The sequence below is a fragment of the Streptomyces sp. SL06 genome (assembly GCF_058244745.1).
Genome location: NZ_JBSYOT010000002.1, coordinates 1996829 through 2014920, shown reverse-complemented (window position 1 = coordinate 2014920; position 18092 = coordinate 1996829). Strand labels below are relative to the sequence as shown.

At 71.9% G+C, this 18092-nt stretch carries 17 protein-coding genes, 5 tRNA genes and 2 pseudogenes; 18 read left to right on the top strand and 6 right to left on the bottom strand.

The features are described from left to right. Positions 1-35: 35 nt before the first annotated feature. From AC4IHM_RS09010 to AC4IHM_RS08985, 6 genes are all read left to right on the top strand, one after another. On the top strand, positions 36-770 hold the full coding sequence (locus tag AC4IHM_RS09010) for an HAD family hydrolase (RefSeq protein WP_490866548.1): 735 nt from the start codon (positions 36-38) through the stop codon (positions 768-770). Between the two features lie 94 nt (positions 771-864). Beyond that, positions 865-936 (top strand) — tRNA-Gln (locus AC4IHM_RS09005). Positions 937-975: 39 nt separating this feature from the next. Continuing rightward, positions 976-1048: transfer RNA gene (locus AC4IHM_RS09000), tRNA-Glu, on the top strand. Positions 1049-1110: 62 nt separating this feature from the next. Next, positions 1111-1183: transfer RNA gene (locus tag AC4IHM_RS08995), tRNA-Glu, on the top strand. Between the two features lie 20 nt (positions 1184-1203). Next, positions 1204-1275 (top strand) — tRNA-Gln (locus tag AC4IHM_RS08990). 37 nt (positions 1276-1312) lie between these two features. Next, positions 1313-1385 (top strand) — tRNA-Glu (locus AC4IHM_RS08985). Between the two features lie 156 nt (positions 1386-1541). On the opposite strand, the gene ndgR is transcribed toward AC4IHM_RS08985, so the two are convergent. Then, positions 1542-2258 (bottom strand): IclR family transcriptional regulator NdgR, encoded by a 717-nt coding sequence (gene ndgR, locus AC4IHM_RS08980; protein ID WP_053137572.1) that lies wholly within the window; start codon positions 2256-2258, stop codon positions 1542-1544. A 195-nt stretch (positions 2259-2453) separates the two neighbouring features. Here ndgR and leuC point away from each other — a divergent pair, with 195 nt between their 5' ends. From leuC to AC4IHM_RS08960, 4 genes are all read left to right on the top strand, one after another. Beyond that, on the top strand, positions 2454-3884 hold the full coding sequence (gene leuC / locus AC4IHM_RS08975) for a 3-isopropylmalate dehydratase large subunit (RefSeq protein WP_490866547.1): 1431 nt from the start codon (positions 2454-2456) through the stop codon (positions 3882-3884). 5 nt (positions 3885-3889) lie between these two features. Beyond that, on the top strand, positions 3890-4483 hold the full coding sequence (leuD, locus tag AC4IHM_RS08970; RefSeq protein ID WP_490866546.1) for a 3-isopropylmalate dehydratase small subunit: 594 nt from the start codon (positions 3890-3892) through the stop codon (positions 4481-4483). 276 nt (positions 4484-4759) lie between these two features. Then, positions 4760-4990, top strand: coding sequence for an SCO5555 family protein (locus AC4IHM_RS08965; protein WP_399882174.1), 231 nt, complete (start codon positions 4760-4762; stop codon positions 4988-4990). Positions 4991-5127: 137 nt separating this feature from the next. Further along, the gene (locus tag AC4IHM_RS08960; protein WP_490866545.1) at positions 5128-5781 is read left to right on the top strand and encodes an HU family DNA-binding protein; all 654 of its coding nucleotides are present in this window, start codon (positions 5128-5130) and stop codon (positions 5779-5781) included. Positions 5782-5901: 120 nt separating this feature from the next. Here AC4IHM_RS08960 and AC4IHM_RS08955 read toward each other — a convergent pair whose 3' ends face one another. Both AC4IHM_RS08955 and cofC read right to left on the bottom strand, forming a co-directional pair. Beyond that, a complete protein-coding gene (locus tag AC4IHM_RS08955) occupies positions 5902-6105 on the bottom strand; it encodes a hypothetical protein (protein WP_490866544.1) in 204 nt (67 codons plus the stop codon). Between the two features lie 9 nt (positions 6106-6114). Further along, positions 6115-6753 (bottom strand): 2-phospho-L-lactate guanylyltransferase, encoded by a 639-nt coding sequence (gene cofC, locus AC4IHM_RS08950; protein WP_490866543.1) that lies wholly within the window; start codon positions 6751-6753, stop codon positions 6115-6117. Between the two features lie 143 nt (positions 6754-6896). Between cofC and AC4IHM_RS08945 the strand changes: the two genes are divergently transcribed. The 3 genes from AC4IHM_RS08945 (at position 6897) to AC4IHM_RS08935 (ending at position 9954) form a co-directional block, all read left to right on the top strand. After that, the gene (locus tag AC4IHM_RS08945) at positions 6897-7697 is read left to right on the top strand and encodes a lysophospholipid acyltransferase family protein (RefSeq protein WP_490866542.1); all 801 of its coding nucleotides are present in this window, start codon (positions 6897-6899) and stop codon (positions 7695-7697) included. Next, positions 7694-8704: an NAD(P)H-dependent glycerol-3-phosphate dehydrogenase gene (locus AC4IHM_RS08940; protein WP_490866541.1), complete on the top strand. Its 1011-nt coding sequence runs from the start codon at positions 7694-7696 to the stop codon at positions 8702-8704. The genes AC4IHM_RS08945 and AC4IHM_RS08940 overlap by 4 nt, the downstream gene beginning before the upstream one ends. A gap of 92 nt (positions 8705-8796) precedes the next feature. Continuing rightward, positions 8797-9954, top strand: coding sequence for a D-alanine--D-alanine ligase family protein (locus AC4IHM_RS08935; RefSeq protein WP_490866540.1), 1158 nt, complete (start codon positions 8797-8799; stop codon positions 9952-9954). Positions 9955-10187: 233 nt separating this feature from the next. On the opposite strand, the gene AC4IHM_RS08930 is transcribed toward AC4IHM_RS08935, so the two are convergent. Beyond that, positions 10188-10421, bottom strand: coding sequence for an Lrp/AsnC ligand binding domain-containing protein (locus tag AC4IHM_RS08930; protein ID WP_490866539.1), 234 nt, complete (start codon positions 10419-10421; stop codon positions 10188-10190). A gap of 227 nt (positions 10422-10648) precedes the next feature. Between AC4IHM_RS08930 and AC4IHM_RS08925 the strand changes: the two genes are divergently transcribed. Both AC4IHM_RS08925 and thiD read left to right on the top strand, forming a co-directional pair. Further along, positions 10649-11617 carry a thiamine-phosphate kinase gene (locus AC4IHM_RS08925; protein WP_490866538.1) on the top strand — a complete coding sequence of 323 codons (969 nt, stop codon included), beginning with the start codon at positions 10649-10651 and terminating at the stop codon, positions 11615-11617. After that, the gene (gene thiD, locus AC4IHM_RS08920) at positions 11614-12411 is read left to right on the top strand and encodes a bifunctional hydroxymethylpyrimidine kinase/phosphomethylpyrimidine kinase (protein ID WP_490866537.1); all 798 of its coding nucleotides are present in this window, start codon (positions 11614-11616) and stop codon (positions 12409-12411) included. The genes AC4IHM_RS08925 and thiD overlap by 4 nt, the downstream gene beginning before the upstream one ends. On the opposite strand, the pseudogene AC4IHM_RS08915 reads toward thiD, so the two are convergent. Both AC4IHM_RS08915 and rpmB read right to left on the bottom strand, forming a co-directional pair. Further along, positions 12392-12727: pseudogene (locus tag AC4IHM_RS08915) on the bottom strand (FAD-dependent oxidoreductase); the annotation flags it as partial. The gene thiD and the pseudogene AC4IHM_RS08915 overlap by 20 nt on opposite strands. Positions 12728-12917: 190 nt before the next feature. After that, positions 12918-13103 carry a 50S ribosomal protein L28 gene (gene rpmB / locus AC4IHM_RS08910; protein ID WP_490866536.1) on the bottom strand — a complete coding sequence of 62 codons (186 nt, stop codon included), beginning with the start codon at positions 13101-13103 and terminating at the stop codon, positions 12918-12920. A gap of 259 nt (positions 13104-13362) precedes the next feature. Here rpmB and AC4IHM_RS08905 point away from each other — a divergent pair, with 259 nt between their 5' ends. The 3 genes and pseudogenes from AC4IHM_RS08905 to rsmD form a co-directional block, all read left to right on the top strand. Then, a complete protein-coding gene (locus AC4IHM_RS08905) occupies positions 13363-15045 on the top strand; it encodes a DAK2 domain-containing protein (protein ID WP_490866535.1) in 1683 nt (560 codons plus the stop codon). Positions 15046-15106: 61 nt separating this feature from the next. After that, positions 15107-17329 (top strand): ATP-dependent DNA helicase RecG, encoded by a 2223-nt coding sequence (recG, locus tag AC4IHM_RS08900; protein WP_490866534.1) that lies wholly within the window; start codon positions 15107-15109, stop codon positions 17327-17329. 154 nt (positions 17330-17483) lie between these two features. Continuing rightward, positions 17484-18074, top strand: a pseudogene (gene rsmD, locus AC4IHM_RS08895) (16S rRNA (guanine(966)-N(2))-methyltransferase RsmD); the annotation flags it as partial. Positions 18075-18092: the final 18 nt, after the last annotated feature.

Below are 18092 nucleotides of genomic sequence, written 5' to 3'. Positions count from 1 at the left end.
CCTCGTGCGTTACCCGGCCGCCTAGGCTGGGTGCCATGCCGATCAAAGCAGTGGTCTGGGACGTCGACGACACGCTCTTCGACTACACCACCGCCGACCGCGAGGGCATGCGCGCCCACCTGGTGGCCGAGGGCCTGCTCGCCGGGTACGGCTCCGCGGAGCGGGCCCTCGCGCGCTGGCGGGAGATCACCGACCGGCAGTGGGCGCGGTTCGCGGCCGGGGAGGTGGACTTCGTCACACAGCGGCGCGACCGCGCCCGGGTCTTCCTGGGCCGGCCCGAGCTGACGGACGCCGAGGCCGACGACTGGTTCCAGCGCTACGTCACGCACTACGAGGCCGCCTGGTCCCTCTTCCCGGACGTGCTGCCCGTCCTCGACGCCCTCACCGACAGCCACCGGCACGCCGTGCTCTCCAACTCCAGCCTGACCGTCCAGGACCGCAAGCTGCGCGTCCTCGGTGTGCACGACCGCTTCGAGGCCATCCTGTGCGCCGCCGAGCTGGGCGTCTCCAAACCCGAGCCCCGCGCCTTCCTCGCCGCCTGCGACGCCCTCGGCCTCGACGCGCCCGAGGTCGCCTACGTCGGCGACCACCCGGAGATCGACGGACGCGGCGCCGCCGACGCCGGGCTGCTGTCCGTGTGGATCGACCGCGGCGGCGTGTACGCGGCCGTCGACCCGCCCGTCGGGCCGCGCCGTATCGCCTCGCTCCGCGAACTCCCGGCGCTCCTCGGCGGCGATACCCGTTTTGGAGCCCCGTCCACCTTCGGGTAATGTTCTTCCTGCGCCGCCGGGGAGCGGACCTGAAAAGGCCGGAAACCGGGAGCGCGAAGCTAGAACAAAATCCCCTCCGGGGCTTGCGTTCCAGTGGCCTATGGTGTAATTGGCAGCACGACTGATTCTGGTTCAGTTAGTCTAGGTTCGAGTCCTGGTAGGCCAGCTCGCAGAGCTTATCTGCGCCGCGGAGCACTTCCGCAAAGCCCCCGTTGTGTAGCGGCCTAGCACGCCGCCCTCTCAAGGCGGTAGCGCCGGTTCGAATCCGGTCGGGGGTACAGATCCTTCCCGCGAGGGCAGCCCGGGTAGCTCCCACTGTCCTCGATGCAGGATCGCTAGGGCCCCCGTTGTGTAGCGGCCTAGCACGCCGCCCTCTCAAGGCGGTAGCGCCGGTTCGAATCCGGTCGGGGGTACGAACTGGTCTAAACCACATTGGTCTATGGTGTAATTGGCAGCACGACTGATTCTGGTTCAGTTAGTCTAGGTTCGAGTCCTGGTAGACCAGCTCGGATCTGCGGCGATGTAGCGCTTGCAAGATCCACGCCCCCGTTGTGTAGCGGCCTAGCACGCCGCCCTCTCAAGGCGGTAGCGCCGGTTCGAATCCGGTCGGGGGTACCTGAGTCCCAAGGGGGCCTTCGCTTCGGCGAGGGCCCCCTTCGGCGTTGCGCGATGCGTCAACTCCCGTATCGGAAGCGGGGTGTACGAAGGGAGCGGGGTCCGCCGCGGCGTTGAGGCGGGCCCGTTCCCATGCGGGCGGCCGGGTGGGCGCGGTCAGCCCGTGCGGCGCAGCGCCTCGGAGAGACGACCGGCGGCGTCGATGATCGCCTGCGCGTGCATACGGCCCGGGTGACGCGTGAGCCGCTCGATGGGGCCGGAGACGGACACGGCGGCCACCACACGGTTGGAGGGGCCGCGCACCGGAGCGGAGACGGACGCCACGCCCGGCTCCCGCTCGCCGATGGACTGGGCCCAGCCCCGGCGCCGCACGCCGGACAGCGCAGTCGCCGTGAACCGGGCGCCCTGCAGACCGCGGTGCAGGCGCTCGGGCTCCTCCCAGGCCATCAGGATCTGCGCCGAGGAGCCGGCCTTCATGGTGAGCGTGGAGCCGACCGGGACCGTGTCCCGCAGACCCGACAGACGCTCGGCCGCGGCCACGCAGATGCGCATGTCGCCCTGGCGGCGGTAGAGCTGCGCGCTCTCCCCCGTGACATCGCGGAGGTGGGTGAGCACCGGGCCCGCCGTGGCCAGCAGCCGGTCCTCGCCGGCCGCCGCGGCCAGTTCGGCCAGGCGCGGGCCGAGGATGAACCGGCCCTGCATGTCGCGCGCCACCATGCGGTGGTGTTCCAGCGCCACGGCCAGGCGGTGAGCCGTGGGTCGTGCCAGTCCGGTCGCAGCGACCAACCCCGCGAGGGTGGCCGGGCCCGACTCCAGAGCGCTCAGGACGAGGGCCGCCTTGTCCAGAACGCCGACGCCGCTACTGTTGTCCATGCAACGATACTCGCGTCTCACTCTGTGAAACGCAAGTTCAATTTTCCGTGGAACCCGCCACTCTGGATGGCACGAAGTCACAGCGGCCCGTGACGAAAGGGCCTGGCGGCGGTTGCCCGGAAACAGGGGCGAGGGCGCCGTCTCCTCAAGATCTCTAGTTGGGTCGGCGACTTGTCGCCGGCCGGAGGGAAAGCGATGGGTAGGACACTCGCGGAAAAGGTCTGGGACGACCACGTCGTCCGGCGCGCCGAAGGTGAGCCCGACCTCCTCTTCATCGATCTGCACCTGCTGCACGAGGTGACCAGCCCGCAGGCCTTCGACGGCCTCCGCAAGGGCGGGCGTCCGGTGCGCCGGCTCGACCTGACCATCGCCACCGAGGACCACAACACCCCGACGCTCGACATCGACAAGCCCATCGCGGACCCGGTCTCCCGGGCCCAGCTGGAGACGCTGCGCAAGAACTGCGCCGAGTTCGGCGTCCGGCTGCACCCGCTCGGCGACGTCGAGCAGGGCGTCGTGCACGTCGTCGGCCCGCAGCTCGGTCTGACCCAGCCCGGCACCACCGTGGTCTGCGGCGACTCGCACACCTCCACGCACGGAGCCTTCGGCGCCCTGGCGTTCGGCATCGGCACCTCCCAGGTGGAGCACGTGCTGGCCACCCAGACGCTGCCCATGGCCCGCCCGAAGACCATGGCGATCACCGTCGACGGCGAACTGCCCGAGGGTGTCACGGCCAAGGACCTGATCCTCGCCATCATCGCCAGGATCGGCACCGGCGGCGGCCAGGGCTACATCCTGGAGTACCGGGGCGAGGCCATCGAGAAGCTCTCGATGGAGGCCCGGATGACCATCTGCAACATGTCGATCGAGGCCGGTGCCCGCGCGGGCATGATCGCCCCGGACGAGACCACCTTCGCCTACCTCCGGGGCCGCGCGCACGCCCCCGAGGGCGCGGACTGGGACGCGGCGGTCGAGTACTGGAGGACGCTGCGCACGGACGACGACGCCGAGTTCGACGCCGAGGTGGTCATCGAGGCCGCCGAGCTGGCCCCGTTCGTCACCTGGGGCACCAACCCGGGCCAGGGCGCGCCGTTGTCCGCCAGCGTCCCCGACCCGGCCTCCTACGAAGACGCTTCGGAGCGCTTCGCCGCCGAAAAGGCCCTGGAGTACATGGGGTTGGAGGCCGGTCAGCCGCTGCGCTCCATCAACGTGGACACCGTCTTCGTAGGTTCGTGCACCAACGGCCGCATCGAGGACCTGCGCGCCGCCGCCGAGATCGTACGGAGCCGCAAAGTCGCCGACGGCGTACGCATGCTGGTCGTCCCGGGCTCCGCGCGGGTGGGTCTGCAGGCCGTCTCCGAGGGTCTGGACGTGGTCTTCAAGGAGGCCGGCGCCGAGTGGCGGCACGCGGGCTGCTCGATGTGTCTGGGCATGAACCCGGACCAGCTGGCCCCGGGTGAGCGCTCCGCGTCCACCTCCAACCGCAACTTCGAGGGGCGGCAGGGCAAGGGCGGCCGCACTCATCTGGTGTCGCCGCAGGTCGCGGCCGCGACGGCGGTCCTGGGTCACCTGGCCTCCCCGGCCGACCTGTCCGCCGCCGACGTCCCCACGCCCGCTGGAGTCTGAGAGTCATGGAAGCATTCATCACGCACACCGGCCGGGCCGTCCCGCTGCGCCGCAGCAACGTCGACACCGACCAGATCATCCCCGCCCACTGGCTCAAGAAGGTGACCAGGGACGGCTTCGAGGACGGGCTGTTCGAGGCCTGGCGCAAGGACCCGGAGTTCGTGCTCAACCGGCCCGAGCGCCGGGGTGCCACGGTCCTGGTCGCCGGTCCCGACTTCGGTACCGGCTCCTCCCGCGAGCATGCCGTCTGGGCGCTGCAGAACTACGGCTTCAAGGCGGTGATCTCCTCCCGCTTCGCCGACATCTTCCGCGGCAACTCGCTGAAGAACGGCCTGCTCACGGTGGTCCTGGACCAGAAGATCGTGGACGCGCTCTGGGACCTCGCGGAGCGCGACCCGCAGGCCGAGATCACGGTGGACCTGGAGTCCCGCGAGGTCCGCGCCGAGGGCGTCACCGCCTCCTTCGAGCTGGACGAGAACGCCCGCTGGCGGCTGCTGAACGGGCTGGACGACATCTCCATCACCCTCCAGAACGAGGCGGACATCGCCGCGTACGAGGCGAAGCGCCCGTCGTTCAAGCCGCAGACCCTCCGGGTCTGACCCCCGGGCCTCCCAAGGAGGCGCCGCGAGGTCGAGTTTCGGCCACCCAACACACCCGCCGTACCCCCGATCGGCCCGATCGGGGGTACGGCTGTTTTCGGGTACGGACACGGCCGCCCGGTACGGCGGTGAGAGACAACTTCCCACGTTAGAGGCGTGGTTGCCGGGGTAAATGAGTCCTGGAGACGTGGCTCGCGGGTGTGCCCGAGTGACCGTGTGAGGCAGCAGTTGCCCCCTGGGCAGGCGACAACTCGCCCCAGATGGCACAATCTGTGCATGGAACACGACGGCCAACTCGAGCTCTATACGGCGGTCGCGGTCCGGCTCAAGGAAGCGCACACAAGAGTGCGCGCACTGCAAGTCCCGGAGGGCGTACGGATGGCGCTGACCCGGAAGCTGCTGGTCATTACGGCCGCGGCCAAACACGATCTCGCCGGTGCGGCAAGGCGTCTGGAGCGGTTCACCGCGGACCTCGACGAGGGTCGATTCCCCGAAGAGGAAGGCTGAACAGGCCGGCACGGCCCGAGTCCGTTGCGGCACAAGGGTGATTAGCCCGTTTCGTGTTTGATTTGCGGTATATATCTGCCTAACGTGCGAAAAAGCTTGAACACATTCGTTCTGGCGATGTCTCCGAAGGGGAAGACGTGAACAAGGCGCAGCTCGTAGAAGCGATTGCGGACAAACTGGGCGGCCGGCAGCAGGCCGCCGACGCCGTCGACGCGGTCCTGGACGCCCTGGTCCGCGCGGTCGTCGCGGGCGATCGGGTCTCGGTCACCGGCTTCGGTTCCTTCGAGAAGGTCGACCGCCCGGCCCGCTACGCCCGCAACCCGCAGACGGGGGAGCGGGTTCGGGTCAAGAAGACCTCCGTACCGCGCTTCCGCGCGGGCCAGGGCTTCAAGGACCTGGTGAGCGGCTCGAAGAAGCTCCCGAAGAACGACATCGCGGTCAAGAAGGCCCCCAAGGGCAGCCTGTCCGGCCCGACGCCCACCATCTCCAGGGCCGCGGGCAAGAAGGCCGCCGCCAAGAAGGCGACGGGCGCCGCGAAGAAGACCGCGGGCGCGGCCAGGAAGACGGCGGCGGCGAAGAAGACGGCGGCCAAGAAGACCACCGGCGCGGCGAAGACGACGGCGAAGAAGACCACCGCCAAGAAGTCCGCCGCCAAGAGCACCACGGCGGCGGCGAAGAAGACCGCGGCCAAGAAGGCCCCGGCGAAGAAGGCGACCGCCAAGAAGGCCCCGGCCAAGAAGTCGGCCGCTCGCAAGACCACCGCCAAGAAGGCCACCGCCCGCAAGAAGTAGGCGGCGGGCAGCGGGCGGACGAACAGGCACAGGGCCACTCACGCGCCGGGCCGGACTCCCTCTCGGAGTCCGGCCCGCGGCGTGTTCGCACGCCCGTGGGGCACCCGGCCGCTCAGAAGGTCAGAAGGTCTGGAGCGTCACCAGCGTGATCCGGCGGTCCGTGCCCGCGCCCTCGGTCTCGATCCGCACCCGCTGCCCGGCCCGCAGCAGCCGCAGACCCCCCGCGTCGAACGCCGCCGCGTCGAAGGGGACGGGCGTGCCGTCGTCCAGCAGCACCTGCCCGCTGCGGCTTTCGGGGTCGTACGTGTACGCGGTCGCCTGCATGCCGGCAGCCTACTGCCCGGCGATCAGCAACCGCGCGGCCACCGCGGCCGTACGGGGCCCCACTCCCAGTGCCAGCGCGCTGCGCAGATCACCGCCGGTGTCGACGTCCTGCCGTACCGAATCCACTGCTTCCAGGGTCAGTTCAACGGCGCCGGACGCACGGTGGAGGGCGCGTGAATCCGGGCCGAAAACGGGGGCCAATTCACGGCCGGGCGCCGCGGCCAGCAAGGTGGTTCCGATTCCGGCCGCATCCGGCAGAAAAGCGCGCGGGAATTGCGCTGCCGCCACCAGGACCCGCGTCAATTCGGCCGGCCGCAGTGCGGGAAGATCCGCGTTGAGCGCGGCCACCGGACCGTCCGGACGCGCCGCCCGGACCACCGCGGCTCCGTGTGCCAGCGCGGCGTTGAGACCGCCGCCGGGTTCGCCGGTCACGACCACCGCGCCCAGCGCCGACAGCTCCCGCGCGGCCCGTGCGTCGTCCGTGACGACTGCCACATCCGCGACCGCCGGGCAGGCCAGCGCGGCCGCCACGGTGTCCTGTGCGAACGCCAGCGCGAGGCCGGGCCGGACCCCGTCGTCCGCGGTGTCCGACAGCCTGCTCTTGGCCCGGGTGAGGGGCTTCACGGGTACGACCAAGGTCCACTGCACGAGCGTTCCGTCCTTCTCTCGTCGCCGTCATTGTCACCTGGGAGATCTGGCGCTTCACTCGCCGGGGCGTACGGTGTTCTCGACAGACGGGCGGCGCGGGGCGACACTTGTGCGGCCCACGGCCCTGGAGGAAAGGTGTCAGCGTGCCCCGCCGCAGAATCGGCTTCTGGTACCGCTTCGCCGCGGTGATCTGCAAACCGCCGCTGGTGGTTCTGATCAAGCGGGACTGGCGGGGAATGGAGAACATTCCGGCCGACGGTGGATTTATCACCGCCGTGAATCACAATTCGCACGTCGACCCCTTCGCGTACGCGCACTACCAGTACAACACCGGGCGCGTGCCGCGATTCCTGGCGAAGAGCGGCCTTTTCAAGAAGGGACTCGTCGGCGCCGCGATGCGGGGCACCGGGCAGATCCCCGTCTACCGCGAGAGCACGGACGCGCTCAGCGCCTTCCGGGCCGCGATCGACGCAGTGGAGCGCGGCGAGTGCGTCGCCTTCTACCCCGAGGGCACCCTCACCCGCGACCCCGACGGCTGGCCGATGACCGGCAAGACGGGTGCCGCGCGCGTCGCCCTGCAGACCAGGTGCCCGGTGATCCCCGTCGCCCAGTGGGGCTGCAACGAACTGCTGCCGCCGTACTCCAAGAAGCCCAGCATCCTCCCGCGCAAGACCCACCAGGTGCTGGCGGGCCCGCCGGTCGACCTGTCGCGGTTCTACGACCGGGAGATGACCGCGGAGCTGCTGAAGGAGGTCACCGAGGTCATCATGGCCGCCGTCACGCGCCAGCTGGAGGAGATCCGCGGCCGGAAGGCGCCCGAGAGCCGCTACGACCCGCGCCGCGAGCGGATCGAGCAGCGGCGCCGCACCCAGGCGCAGTCGCAGGCGGCCCGCACGACGCGGGCCCGGACGCAGGGACCGCAGGCAGAAGGGCAGAGCACGTGAGCAAGCCCGTCAAGGCGGCCGTCTTCGGCACCGGGTCGTGGGGCACCGCCTTCGGCATGGTCCTCGCCGACGCCGGATGCGACGTCACCCTGTGGGGGCGCCGCGCCGAACTGGCCGACACCGTCAACTCCACCCGCGCCAACCCGGACTATCTGCCCGGCATCGAACTCCCCGCCGGCCTGCGGGCCACGGCCGACGCCGCCGAGGCCGCGCACGACGCCGACTTCACCGTCCTCGCCGTCCCCTCCCAGACGCTGCGCGCCAACCTCGCCGACTGGCGGCCCCTCCTGGCGCCCGGCACCGTCCTGGTGTCGCTGATGAAGGGCGTCGAACTCGGCTCCGCGATGCGGATGAGTGAGGTCGTCGAGGATGTCGCCAAGGTCGGCGCCGAGCGGATCGCCGTCGTCACCGGCCCCAACCTGGCCCGGGAGATCGCCGCCCGCATGCCGGCCGCCGCCGTGGTCGCCTGCCGCGACGAGTCCGTCGCCCGGCGCCTGCAGACCGCCTGCCACACGCCGTACTTCCGCCCGTACACCAACACCGACGTCGTCGGCTGCGAACTCGGCGGCGCCGTGAAGAACGTCATCGGGCTGGCCGTCGGCATCGCGGACGGCATGGGCCTCGGCGACAACGCCAAGGGCTCCCTCATCACGCGCGGCCTCGCCGAGACCACCCGCCTCGGAGTCGCCCTCGGCGCCGACCCGCTGACCTTCTCCGGACTGGCCGGGCTCGGCGACCTGGTGGCGACCTGCTCCTCGCCGCTGTCGCGCAACCACACCTTCGGCACCAACCTGGGCAAGGGCATGACCCTCCAGGAGACCGTCGCGGTCACCAGGCAGACCGCCGAGGGCGTCAAGTCCTGCGAGTCGGTGCTGGATCTGGCCCGCAGGCACGGCGTCGACATGCCGATCACCGAGACGGTCGTCGCCATCGTCCACGAGGGCAAGTCCCCGGTGGTCGCGGTGAAGGAGCTGATGTCGCGCAGCGCGAAGCCCGAACGACGCTGAGCGACGCCGGTGCGGACCCCGGGCGCCACCCGCGCCACGCGGCCCCGCCGACGCTGTCTCAGGGCCCTACGGGCGGGTACTCTCAACGCGATATGAGCACCGAGAACCTCCCCCAGAGCCCCGAACAGCCGCCTCGCAAGCCGCGTGTGGCCGTCGTGTTCGGCGGGCGCAGCTCCGAGCACGGGATCTCCGTGGTCACCGCCGGCGCCGTCCTCGCTGCCATCGACCGGACCAAGTACGACGTCCTGCCGATCGGCATCACCCGCGACGGCCGCTGGGCCCTCACCGCCGACGAACCCGAACGCATGGCGATCACCGAGCGCCGCACGCCGGACGTCGAGGAACTGGCCGAGTCGACCGAGGGCGCCGTGGTGCTGCCCGTCGACCCCGCCAACCGCGAAGTCGTCTACAGCGAACCCGGCTCGGTGCCCAAGGCGCTGGGCGAGGTCGACGTCGTCTTCCCCGTGCTGCACGGCCCGTACGGCGAGGACGGCACCCTCCAGGGTCTGCTGGAGCTGTCCGGCGTGCCCTACGTGGGCTCGGGCGTGCTCGCCTCGGCCGTGGGCCAGGACAAGGAGTACATGAAGGCGGTGTTCACCTCCTACGGGCTGAAGGTCGGCCCGTACGTGGTGATCCGGCCCCGCGAGTGGGAGCAGGACCGGTCCGGCGCCCGCCGCAGGATCGTCGACTTCGCCGGCGAGCACGGGTGGCCGCTGTTCGTGAAGCCCGCGCGCGCGGGCTCCTCGATCGGCATCACCAAGGTCGACGACCTCGCCGGGCTCGACGAGGCGATCGAGGAGGCCCGGCGCCACGACCCGAAGATCCTGGTCGAGGCGGCGCTGCGCGGCCGGGAGATCGAGTGCGGGGTGCTGGAGTTCGAGCAGGGCCCCCGGGCCTCCGCCCCCGCGGAGATCCCGCCGCCCACGGAGCACGCGTACTACGACTTCGAGGCCAAGTACATCGACTCCACCCCCGGCGTCGTGCCCGCTCCGCTCACGCCCGAGGAGACCGCCGAGGTGAAGCGGCTCGCCGTGCTGGCCTTCGACGCGGCGTCCTGCGAGGGACTGGTGCGCGCGGACTTCTTCCTCACCGAGGACGACGAGTTCGTGATCAACGAGATCAACACCATGCCCGGCTTCACGCCGATCTCCATGTATCCGCAGATGTGGCAGGCGAGCGGCGTGAGTTACCCGGAGCTGGTGGACCGGCTGGTCCAGGCCGCACTGCGGCGGTCCACGGGACTGCGCTGACGCCTCACGCCCGCGTACGACCACGAAGGCGATCCTCTCGGGGATCGCCTTCTCGCAGTATGATCAGCGGGTTTCCCCAGCCCGCCGCTCGCCGGCGGCAGCGCCGTGTCCGGGTTCCGCCACAGCCTCGTGACCTCGTGTCCGGGGCGGGAACCGCCGCCGACTCGCTGTCGTCTGCCGAGGAGCAGCCTGCGGCGGCGATCAACAGTGCGAGAGCGAGCGGGCGGAAGGGGCTAGAGATGCACGACCGGACAGGTCAGAGTACGGGTGATGCCTTCCACTTGCTGGACCTTGGCGACCACCATGCGACCCAGTTCGTCCACGGTGCCGGACTGGGCGCGGACGATGACGTCATAGGGTCCTGTCACGTCCTCGGCCTGGATCACTCCAGGGATCTTGCTGATCGTCCCGGCGACGGCCGACGCCTTGCCGACCTCCGTCTGGATCAGGATGTACGCCTGTACCACGGAACCTCCAGAGCGGCCACGAGGATCATGTGGGGAAAAGGAACGCCACGGTATCGCGTCGTCGCTCTTCACGGGGAGACCCGCGAGGCGGGGGCGTCGCGCGCCGGGGGGCCGGGATGACACGGGTTGACGATCATGCCGACCGTGGCGACGGGCGCTTCGGCCGCAACGAGGACAGAGCTGACGCGCGAGCGGGCACGGACAGGCACAGAAGGGGAGCCAAGGCGATGAAGGGCACTGTTGGTGAGCTGGGGGAGTTCGGGCTCATCAGGGAGCTCACCTCCCGTCTCACCACCACCCCGGCGGTCCGGATCGGCCCCGGTGACGACGCCGCGGTGGTGGCCGCGCCGGACCGCAGGGTGGTGGCCAGCACCGACATCCTCGTGGAGGGACGGCACTTCCGCCGGGACTGGTCCACCGCGTACGACGTGGGCCGCAAGGCGGCGGCGCAGAACCTGGCCGACATCGCCGCCATGGGCGCGGTGCCGACCGCGCTGCTGCTCGGCCTGGTCGTGCCCGCCGAACTGCCGGTGACCTGGCCGACCGAGCTGATGGACGGGCTGCGCGACGAGTGCCAGGTCGCCGGCGCCTCCGTGGTCGGCGGCGACGTGGCGCGCGGCGACACGATCACCGTCTCCATCACCGCGCTCGGCGACCTGCGCAACCAGGAGCCCGTCACCCGGGGCGGCGCACAGCCCGGCGACCTCGTCGCGGTGACCGGCTGGCTCGGCTGGTCCGCGGCCGGGTACGCCGTGCTGTCCCGCGGCTTCCGCTCGCCGCGCGCCTTCGTCGAGGCCCACCGGCGCCCCGAGCCGCCCTACCACGCGGGACCGGCCGCCGCGGGGCTCGGCGCCACCGCGATGTGCGACGTGAGCGACGGGCTCATCGCCGACCTCGGGCACATCGCCGAGGCCAGCAAGGTGCGCATCGACGTGCGCTCCGGCCGGATCGACATCCCGTCCCAGATGAACGACATCGGACAGGCCGTCGGCGTCGACCCCATGCAGTGGGTGCTGACCGGGGGAGAGGACCACGCGATCGTGGCCACCTTCCCGCCGGACGTGAAGCTCCCCGCCCGCTGGAAGGTCATCGGCGAGGTCCTCAACCCCTCGGCGCTGCCCCAGGTGACCGTCGACGGGGCGCCGTGGACCCGCAGCGGCGGCTGGGACCACTTCGGCGGGGACGTGGAGTCTTGAGGCCGCCCCTGGTCCTGACCGTGGCGGGCTCCGACTCGGGCGGCGGCGCCGGCATCCAGGCCGACCTGAAGACGATGCTCGCCCTCGGCACTCACGGCATGAGCGTGCTCACCGCGGTGACCGCGCAGAACTCCCTCGGCGTGCAGGGCGCCTGGGAACTGCCCGCGGACGCGGTACGGGCCCAGTACCGCAGCGTCGTCGACGACATCGGCGTCCAGGCGGTCAAGACCGGAATGCTCTCCTCCGCCGAACTGGTCGAGACGGTCGCCGAGTTGATCGGCGCCGCCGACGCCCCCGCCGTCGTCGACCCGGTCGGCGTCTCCAAGCACGGGGACGCGCTGCTGGCCGCCTCCGCGCTGGACTCCGTACGCACCGGGCTGCTTCCGGTGGCGACGGTCGCCACCCCGAACCTCGACGAGGTCGCCCAGCTCACCGGCGTACGGGTCGAGGCGGACACGGATCTGCGCCGGGCCGCGGCGGCCGTGCTGGCGTACGGGCCGCGCTGGGTGCTGATCAAGGGCGGCCATCTGGCCGGGGACGCCGTCGACCTGCTCACCGACGGCACCGAGGAGCACTGGCTGCGCGCCCCGCGCCTCAACAACCGCCATACCCACGGCACGGGCTGCACCCTCGCGTCGGCCATCGCCTGCGGCCTCGCGAAGGGCCAGTCGGTACCGGAGGCCGCGGCGGCGGCCAAGGAGTACGTCACCGGCGCGATCGCGGCCGGCTACCCGCTGGGCGAGGGCATCGGCCCGGTGGACCACGGCTGGGCACTCAGGCGGGATAGTCCCTGAGCCGGATCCCGGTGGCGGCCCTCTCCGTGAGCCGCTTGAAGAGGCCGGCCGCCAACCGCGAGCCGAGCAGGCGGTAGACGCGGTCGCGGCTGCGGACACGGCGCTCGGTGGGCGGCGCGAAGAACGGCCCCGCGTTGCCGGAGACCTTCTGGCAGCCCTTGGCGAAGTCCCGGATCCGCGCCTCGTACTCGGCGAACGCGCTGCGGTGCTCGCCGCCCGCCAGAGCGAGTTCCCCGGCCAGCACGTGAGCGCCGACGACCGCCACACCCGTACCCATCCCGCCCAGGGTGGCGCCGTACCCGGCGTCACCGAGCAGGAGCGTCAGCAGCGCTCGGGGCCGGGGGCCGCCCGGGTCGACGGGGGCGCCGTCGTCGGTGCGGATGTCCAATGGGCCGAGGATCCCGAAGCGCATTCCCGGAATTCTGGCACGGCAAAAAGCCGGCCCACCCGAGGTGGACCGGCTCCGTGCAGCGGACCAGGCAGTGGCCGCGCGCTCAGCTGACGCCTCAGCGCGAGACCTTGCCGGCCTTGATGCACGAGGTGCAAGCGTTCACGCGCTTCGGCGTCCCGCCGACCACGGTACGCACGCGCTGGATGTTCGGGTTCCAGCGACGGGACGTACGGCGGTGCGAGTGCGAGATGTTGTTGCCGAAGCCCGGCCCCTTGCCACAGACGTTGCAGTTGGCAGCCACGGGTCACTCCAAAGACTTCAGATGCACTTACGGTTGATCCCGGCACACCGGGATCAAGGTCCCGGACTCGGTCCGGGATCTGAGTGGCGGTGCCAGGGGAAGAGCCCGATCGGATCGGGCAACCGGAGCAGCATACAACGGCTGCTCCCGTACAGCGAAACTACCACGGCAGCTCAGGGGCCCGCCCCGGCCCTCTACCGGCGGGCGCGCTCCCACGGTCTACGCTGCCAGCCACGTCCAGCAGCTCAGGGAGGCGCAGGTGGCGCAGGTGCCGCAGAGGTTCTTCGACGCTCTGGCGGTGCGTACCTGGTGCGGCCTGTCGCTGCGCGCGCTGGGACGGGCGCGCGAGGAGATCGACGCCATCAACGTCTATCCCGTCGCGGACGGGGACACCGGCACGAACCTCTACCTGACCGTCGAGTCGGCCACCGCCGCCGTGGAGGCCGTGTTCGCGGCGCACGAGACGGGGGCGGCGGGAAGCGACGGCCCCTCGCTCGCGGACGCCGTGGGCGCCATGGCGCACGGCGCGCTGATCGGCGCGCGCGGCAACTCCGGCACGATCCTCGCGCAACTGCTGCGGGGCATGTCCCAGGTGCTCACCGCGCGAAGTGAATCCGCGCACACCGCAGGCACCGGCCTGCGGCTGGCCCTGCGGCACGCGGCCGAATCCGCCCGGCAGGCCGTGGCCCACCCGGTCGAGGGCACCGTCCTCACGGTCGCCGCGGCCGCCGCCGACGCGGCCGAGGGCGCGGGGGACGACTGCGCGGAAGTCGCCCACGCGGCCTACGAGGGTGCCCGCGCCGCGCTCGCCGCGACCCCGGGCCAACTGCCCGTCCTGGAACGCGCCGGAGTGGTCGACGCCGGCGGACGCGGCCTCGTGGCAATCCTCGCGGCCCTGGTGGAGACCTTCACGGGCCGGGCGTCGGCGCCGGAGGCGGCCCTCGCGCCGCACGCGCGCGTGGAGCACGTCCGCGAGGACCTCGTGGGCGGGTGCGCCGACGCGCGGGACGGCGAGGACGGCCCCGCCTTCGAGGTGATCTACCTCCTGGAGGCCGACGACGCGGCCGTGGCGCGCCTGCGGCAGCGGCTCGACCCCCTCGGGGACTCCCTCGTCGTGGTCGGCGGCGACGGACTGTGGAACATCCACGTGCACGTCGACGACGCCGGCGCCGCCGTGGAGGCGGGCGTCGAGGCCGGACGGCCGTACCGGATCCGCATCACCCACTTCGGCCAGGGCGACGTGCACACCGGCGGGACCGAGCGCCCGCCCCGGGAGCGGACCCAGCGCGCCGTGGTGGCCGTCGTGCCGGGGGAGGGCCTGGCCGGGCTGTACGCCGAGGCCGGCGCCACCACGCTGCTCGCGCGCCCCGGGGAGCCGCCCGCGAGCGGCGAGCTGGTCCAGGCCGTACGGCGGGCGCACGCGCGCGAGGTCGTACTGCTGCCCAACGACGCCGAGCTGCGCCACACCGCGGCCGCGGCGGCCGAGCAGGCCCGCGCCGAAGGCATCAGGGTCGCCCTCATCCCGACCCGTTCCGCGGTGCAGGGCATCGCCGCGCTCGCCGTGCACGAGCCCGAGCGGCGCTTCGACGAGGACGTGGTGGCGATGACCTCGGCGGCCGGCGCCACCCGCCACGCGGAGGTCACCGTCGCCGAACGCCAGTCGTGGACCACGGCGGGCATCTGCCAGGCCGGTGACGTACTCGGCCTCGTCGACGGCGACGTGGCCGTGATCGGCGCGGATGTCACGGAGGTGGCCGCGACCGTCCTGGACCGCATGCTCGCGGCCGGCGGCGAACTGGTCACCCTCGTCCTCGGCGACGAGGCGCCCGAGAGCGTCGCCGACCACCTGGAGGCCCGCGTCCGCGAGGCCTACCTCGCCGTCGACACGGTGGTCTACCGGGGCGGCAGGCAGGGCGCGCTGCTGCTGGTCGGCGTGGAGTAGCACGGGCTTTCGGGGCGGTTTCCCGGGAGGCGCCGGGCCATTGTCAGCGGCGTGGTGTGCAATGGATCTCGTGCCCGCACTGCAAGAACCCCTGAAGAAGGTGCTCGGCCCCGCCACCGCGAAGGTGATGGCCGAGCACCTCGGCCTGCACACCGTCGGCGACCTCCTCCACCACTACCCCCGCAGGTACGAGGAGCGCGGCCAGCTCACCCACCTAGCCGACCTGCCCATGGACGAGCACGTCACGGTGGTGGCCCAGGTCGCCGACGCCCGCCTGCACACCTTCGCCTCGTCGAAGGCCCCGGGCGGCAAGGGGCAGCGCCTCGAAGTGACCATCACGGACGGCAGCGGCCGCCTCCAACTGGTCTTCTTCGGCAACGGCGTCCGCAAGCCCCACAAGGAACTCCTGCCGGGTACCCGCGCGATGTTCGCGGGCAAGGTCTCCGTCTTCAACCGCCGACTGCAACTGGCCCATCCGGCATACGAGTTGCTGCGCAGCGGCGATGACGACGACGGCACCGAGAGCGTCGAGTCCTGGGCGGGCGCCCTCATCCCCCTCTACCCGGCCACCGCCAAGCTGGAGTCCTGGAAGATCGCCAAGGCCGTCCAGACGGTGCTGCCCAGCGCGCAGGAGGCCGTCGACCCGCTCCCCGGCTCCCTGGCCGGGGGCCGGGGCCTGGTCCCCCTCCCCGAAGCCCTCCTCAAGATCCACCGGCCGCACACCAAGGCGGACATCGAGGACGCCCGCGCCCGACTGAAGTGGGACGAGGCATTCGTCCTCCAGGTCGCCCTCGCCCGCCGCCGCCACGCCGAAACCCAGCTCCCCGCCGTCCCCAGGAGACCGAGCCCGGACGGACTGCTCACGGCCTTCGACGACCGCCTGCCCTTCACCCTCACCGACGGCCAGCGGAAGGTCTCCCGGGAGATCTTCGACGACCTCGCCACCGACCACCCCATGCACCGCCTGCTCCAGGGGGAGGTGGGCAGCGGCAAGACGATGGTGGCCCTGCGCGCCATGCTCGCCGTCGTCGACGCAGGCGGACAGGCCGTGATGCTGGCGCCCACCGAGGTGCTCGCCCAGCAGCACCACCGGTCGGTCGTCGAGATGATGGGGGAGCTGGCCGAGGGCGGAATGCTCGGCGGCGCCGAACACGCCACCAAGGTGGTCCTGCTCACCGGCTCCATGGGAGCCGCCGCCCGCCGGCCCGCCCTGCTGGACCTGGCCACCGGCGAGGCCGGCATCGTCATCGGCACCCACGCGCTGATCGAGGACAAGGTGCGCTTCCACGACCTCGCTCTGGTCGTCGTCGACGAACAGCACCGCTTCGGCGTCGAGCAGCGCGACGCCCTGCGCGGCAAGGGCAGACAACCCCCGCACCTGCTCGTCATGACCGCCACGCCCATCCCGCGCACCGTCGCCATGACCGTCTTCGGCGACCTGGAGACCTCCGTCCTGGACCAGCTCCCGGCCGGCCGGTCCCCGATCGCCAGCCATGTCGTCCCGGCCGCCGACAAACCGCACTTCCTCACCCGGGCCTGGGAGCGGGTGCGCGAGGAGGTGTCCGGCGGCCACCAGGCGTACGTCGTCTGCCCGCGCATCGGCGACGAGGACGAGGACCCGAAGAAGGGCCCCAAGCAGCCGGCGCCCTTTGGGGCGGACGCCGAGAAGCGGCCCCCGCTCGCCGTCCTCGACATCGCCGAGCAGCTCGCGCAGGGCCCGCTCCAGGGCCTCAAGGTGGAGGTCCTGCACGGCAGGATGCCGCCCGACGACAAGGACGCCGTCATGCGCCGCTTCGCCGCCGGGGAGACCGACGTGCTGGTCGCCACGACGGTCATCGAGGTCGGCGTCAACGTCCCCAACGCCACCGCGATGGTGATCATGGACGCCGACCGCTTCGGCGTCTCCCAACTGCACCAGTTGCGCGGCCGGGTCGGCCGGGGCTCCGCCCCCGGCCTGTGCCTGCTGGTCACCGAGATGCCCGAGGCGAGCCCGGCCCGGCAGCGGCTGAACGCCGTCGCGGGCACCCTCGACGGCTTCGAACTCTCCCGCATCGACCTCGAACAGCGCCGTGAGGGCGATGTCCTCGGCCAGGCCCAGTCCGGCGCCCGGACCTCGCTGCGCGTGCTCGCCGTCATCGAGGACGAGGAGATCATCGCCCAGGCGAGACAGGAGGCGGCGGCCGTCGTCGCCGCCGACCCGGAGCTGACCGGCCTGCCGGGGCTGCGCACGGCCCTGGACGCCCTCCTGGACGAGGAGCGGGAGCAGTACTTGGAAAAGGGCTGAGGCGGGCGCGCCTCCAGGGGCGCGGGGCCGCGTCGGTGTGCGGCTGCGCCGCGTGGGGGAGAGAGGCGGGACGGCCCCGCGCTCGCCCACGACACGGACCCCCCGCCTCCGCCTGCGAAACTGAACCAGGACAGACCCCACGACCAAGGACCCCCAGATGACCCGCGTGATCGCAGGCAAGGCCGGCGGACGTCGCCTCGCCGTCCCGCCGGGCACCCGCACCCGCCCCACCTCCGACCGGGCGCGCGAGGGCCTCTTCTCCACCTGGCAGTCCTTGCTGGGCGGCCCGCTCGACGGCGAGCGGGTCCTCGACCTGTACGCCGGTTCCGGCGCCGTCGGCCTGGAGGCGCTGTCCCGGGGCGCGGGGCACGTCCTGCTCGTCGAGGCCGACGCCCGCGCCGCCCGCACCGTCCGGGAGAACGTCAAGGCCCTCGGCCTGCCCGGCGCCGAGGCCAGGGCGGGCAAAGCGGAACAGATCATCCGCACCTCGGCCCCGGCCGAGCCGTACGACATCGTCTTCCTTGACCCGCCGTACGCCGTCGGCGACGACGATCTCCGCGAGATCCTGCTCACACTCCGTACCGGGGGCTGGCTCGCCGGGCAGGCGCTCGTCACCGTGGAGCGCAGCACCAGAGGCGGCGAATTCAGCTGGCCGCGAGGCTTCGAGGCGGTCCGGGCCCGTCGCTACGGCGAGGGAACGTTTTGGTACGGTCGCGCCGCCTCTACGTGCGAAGACGCACGATGACCGGACCGGAGAGCGAGG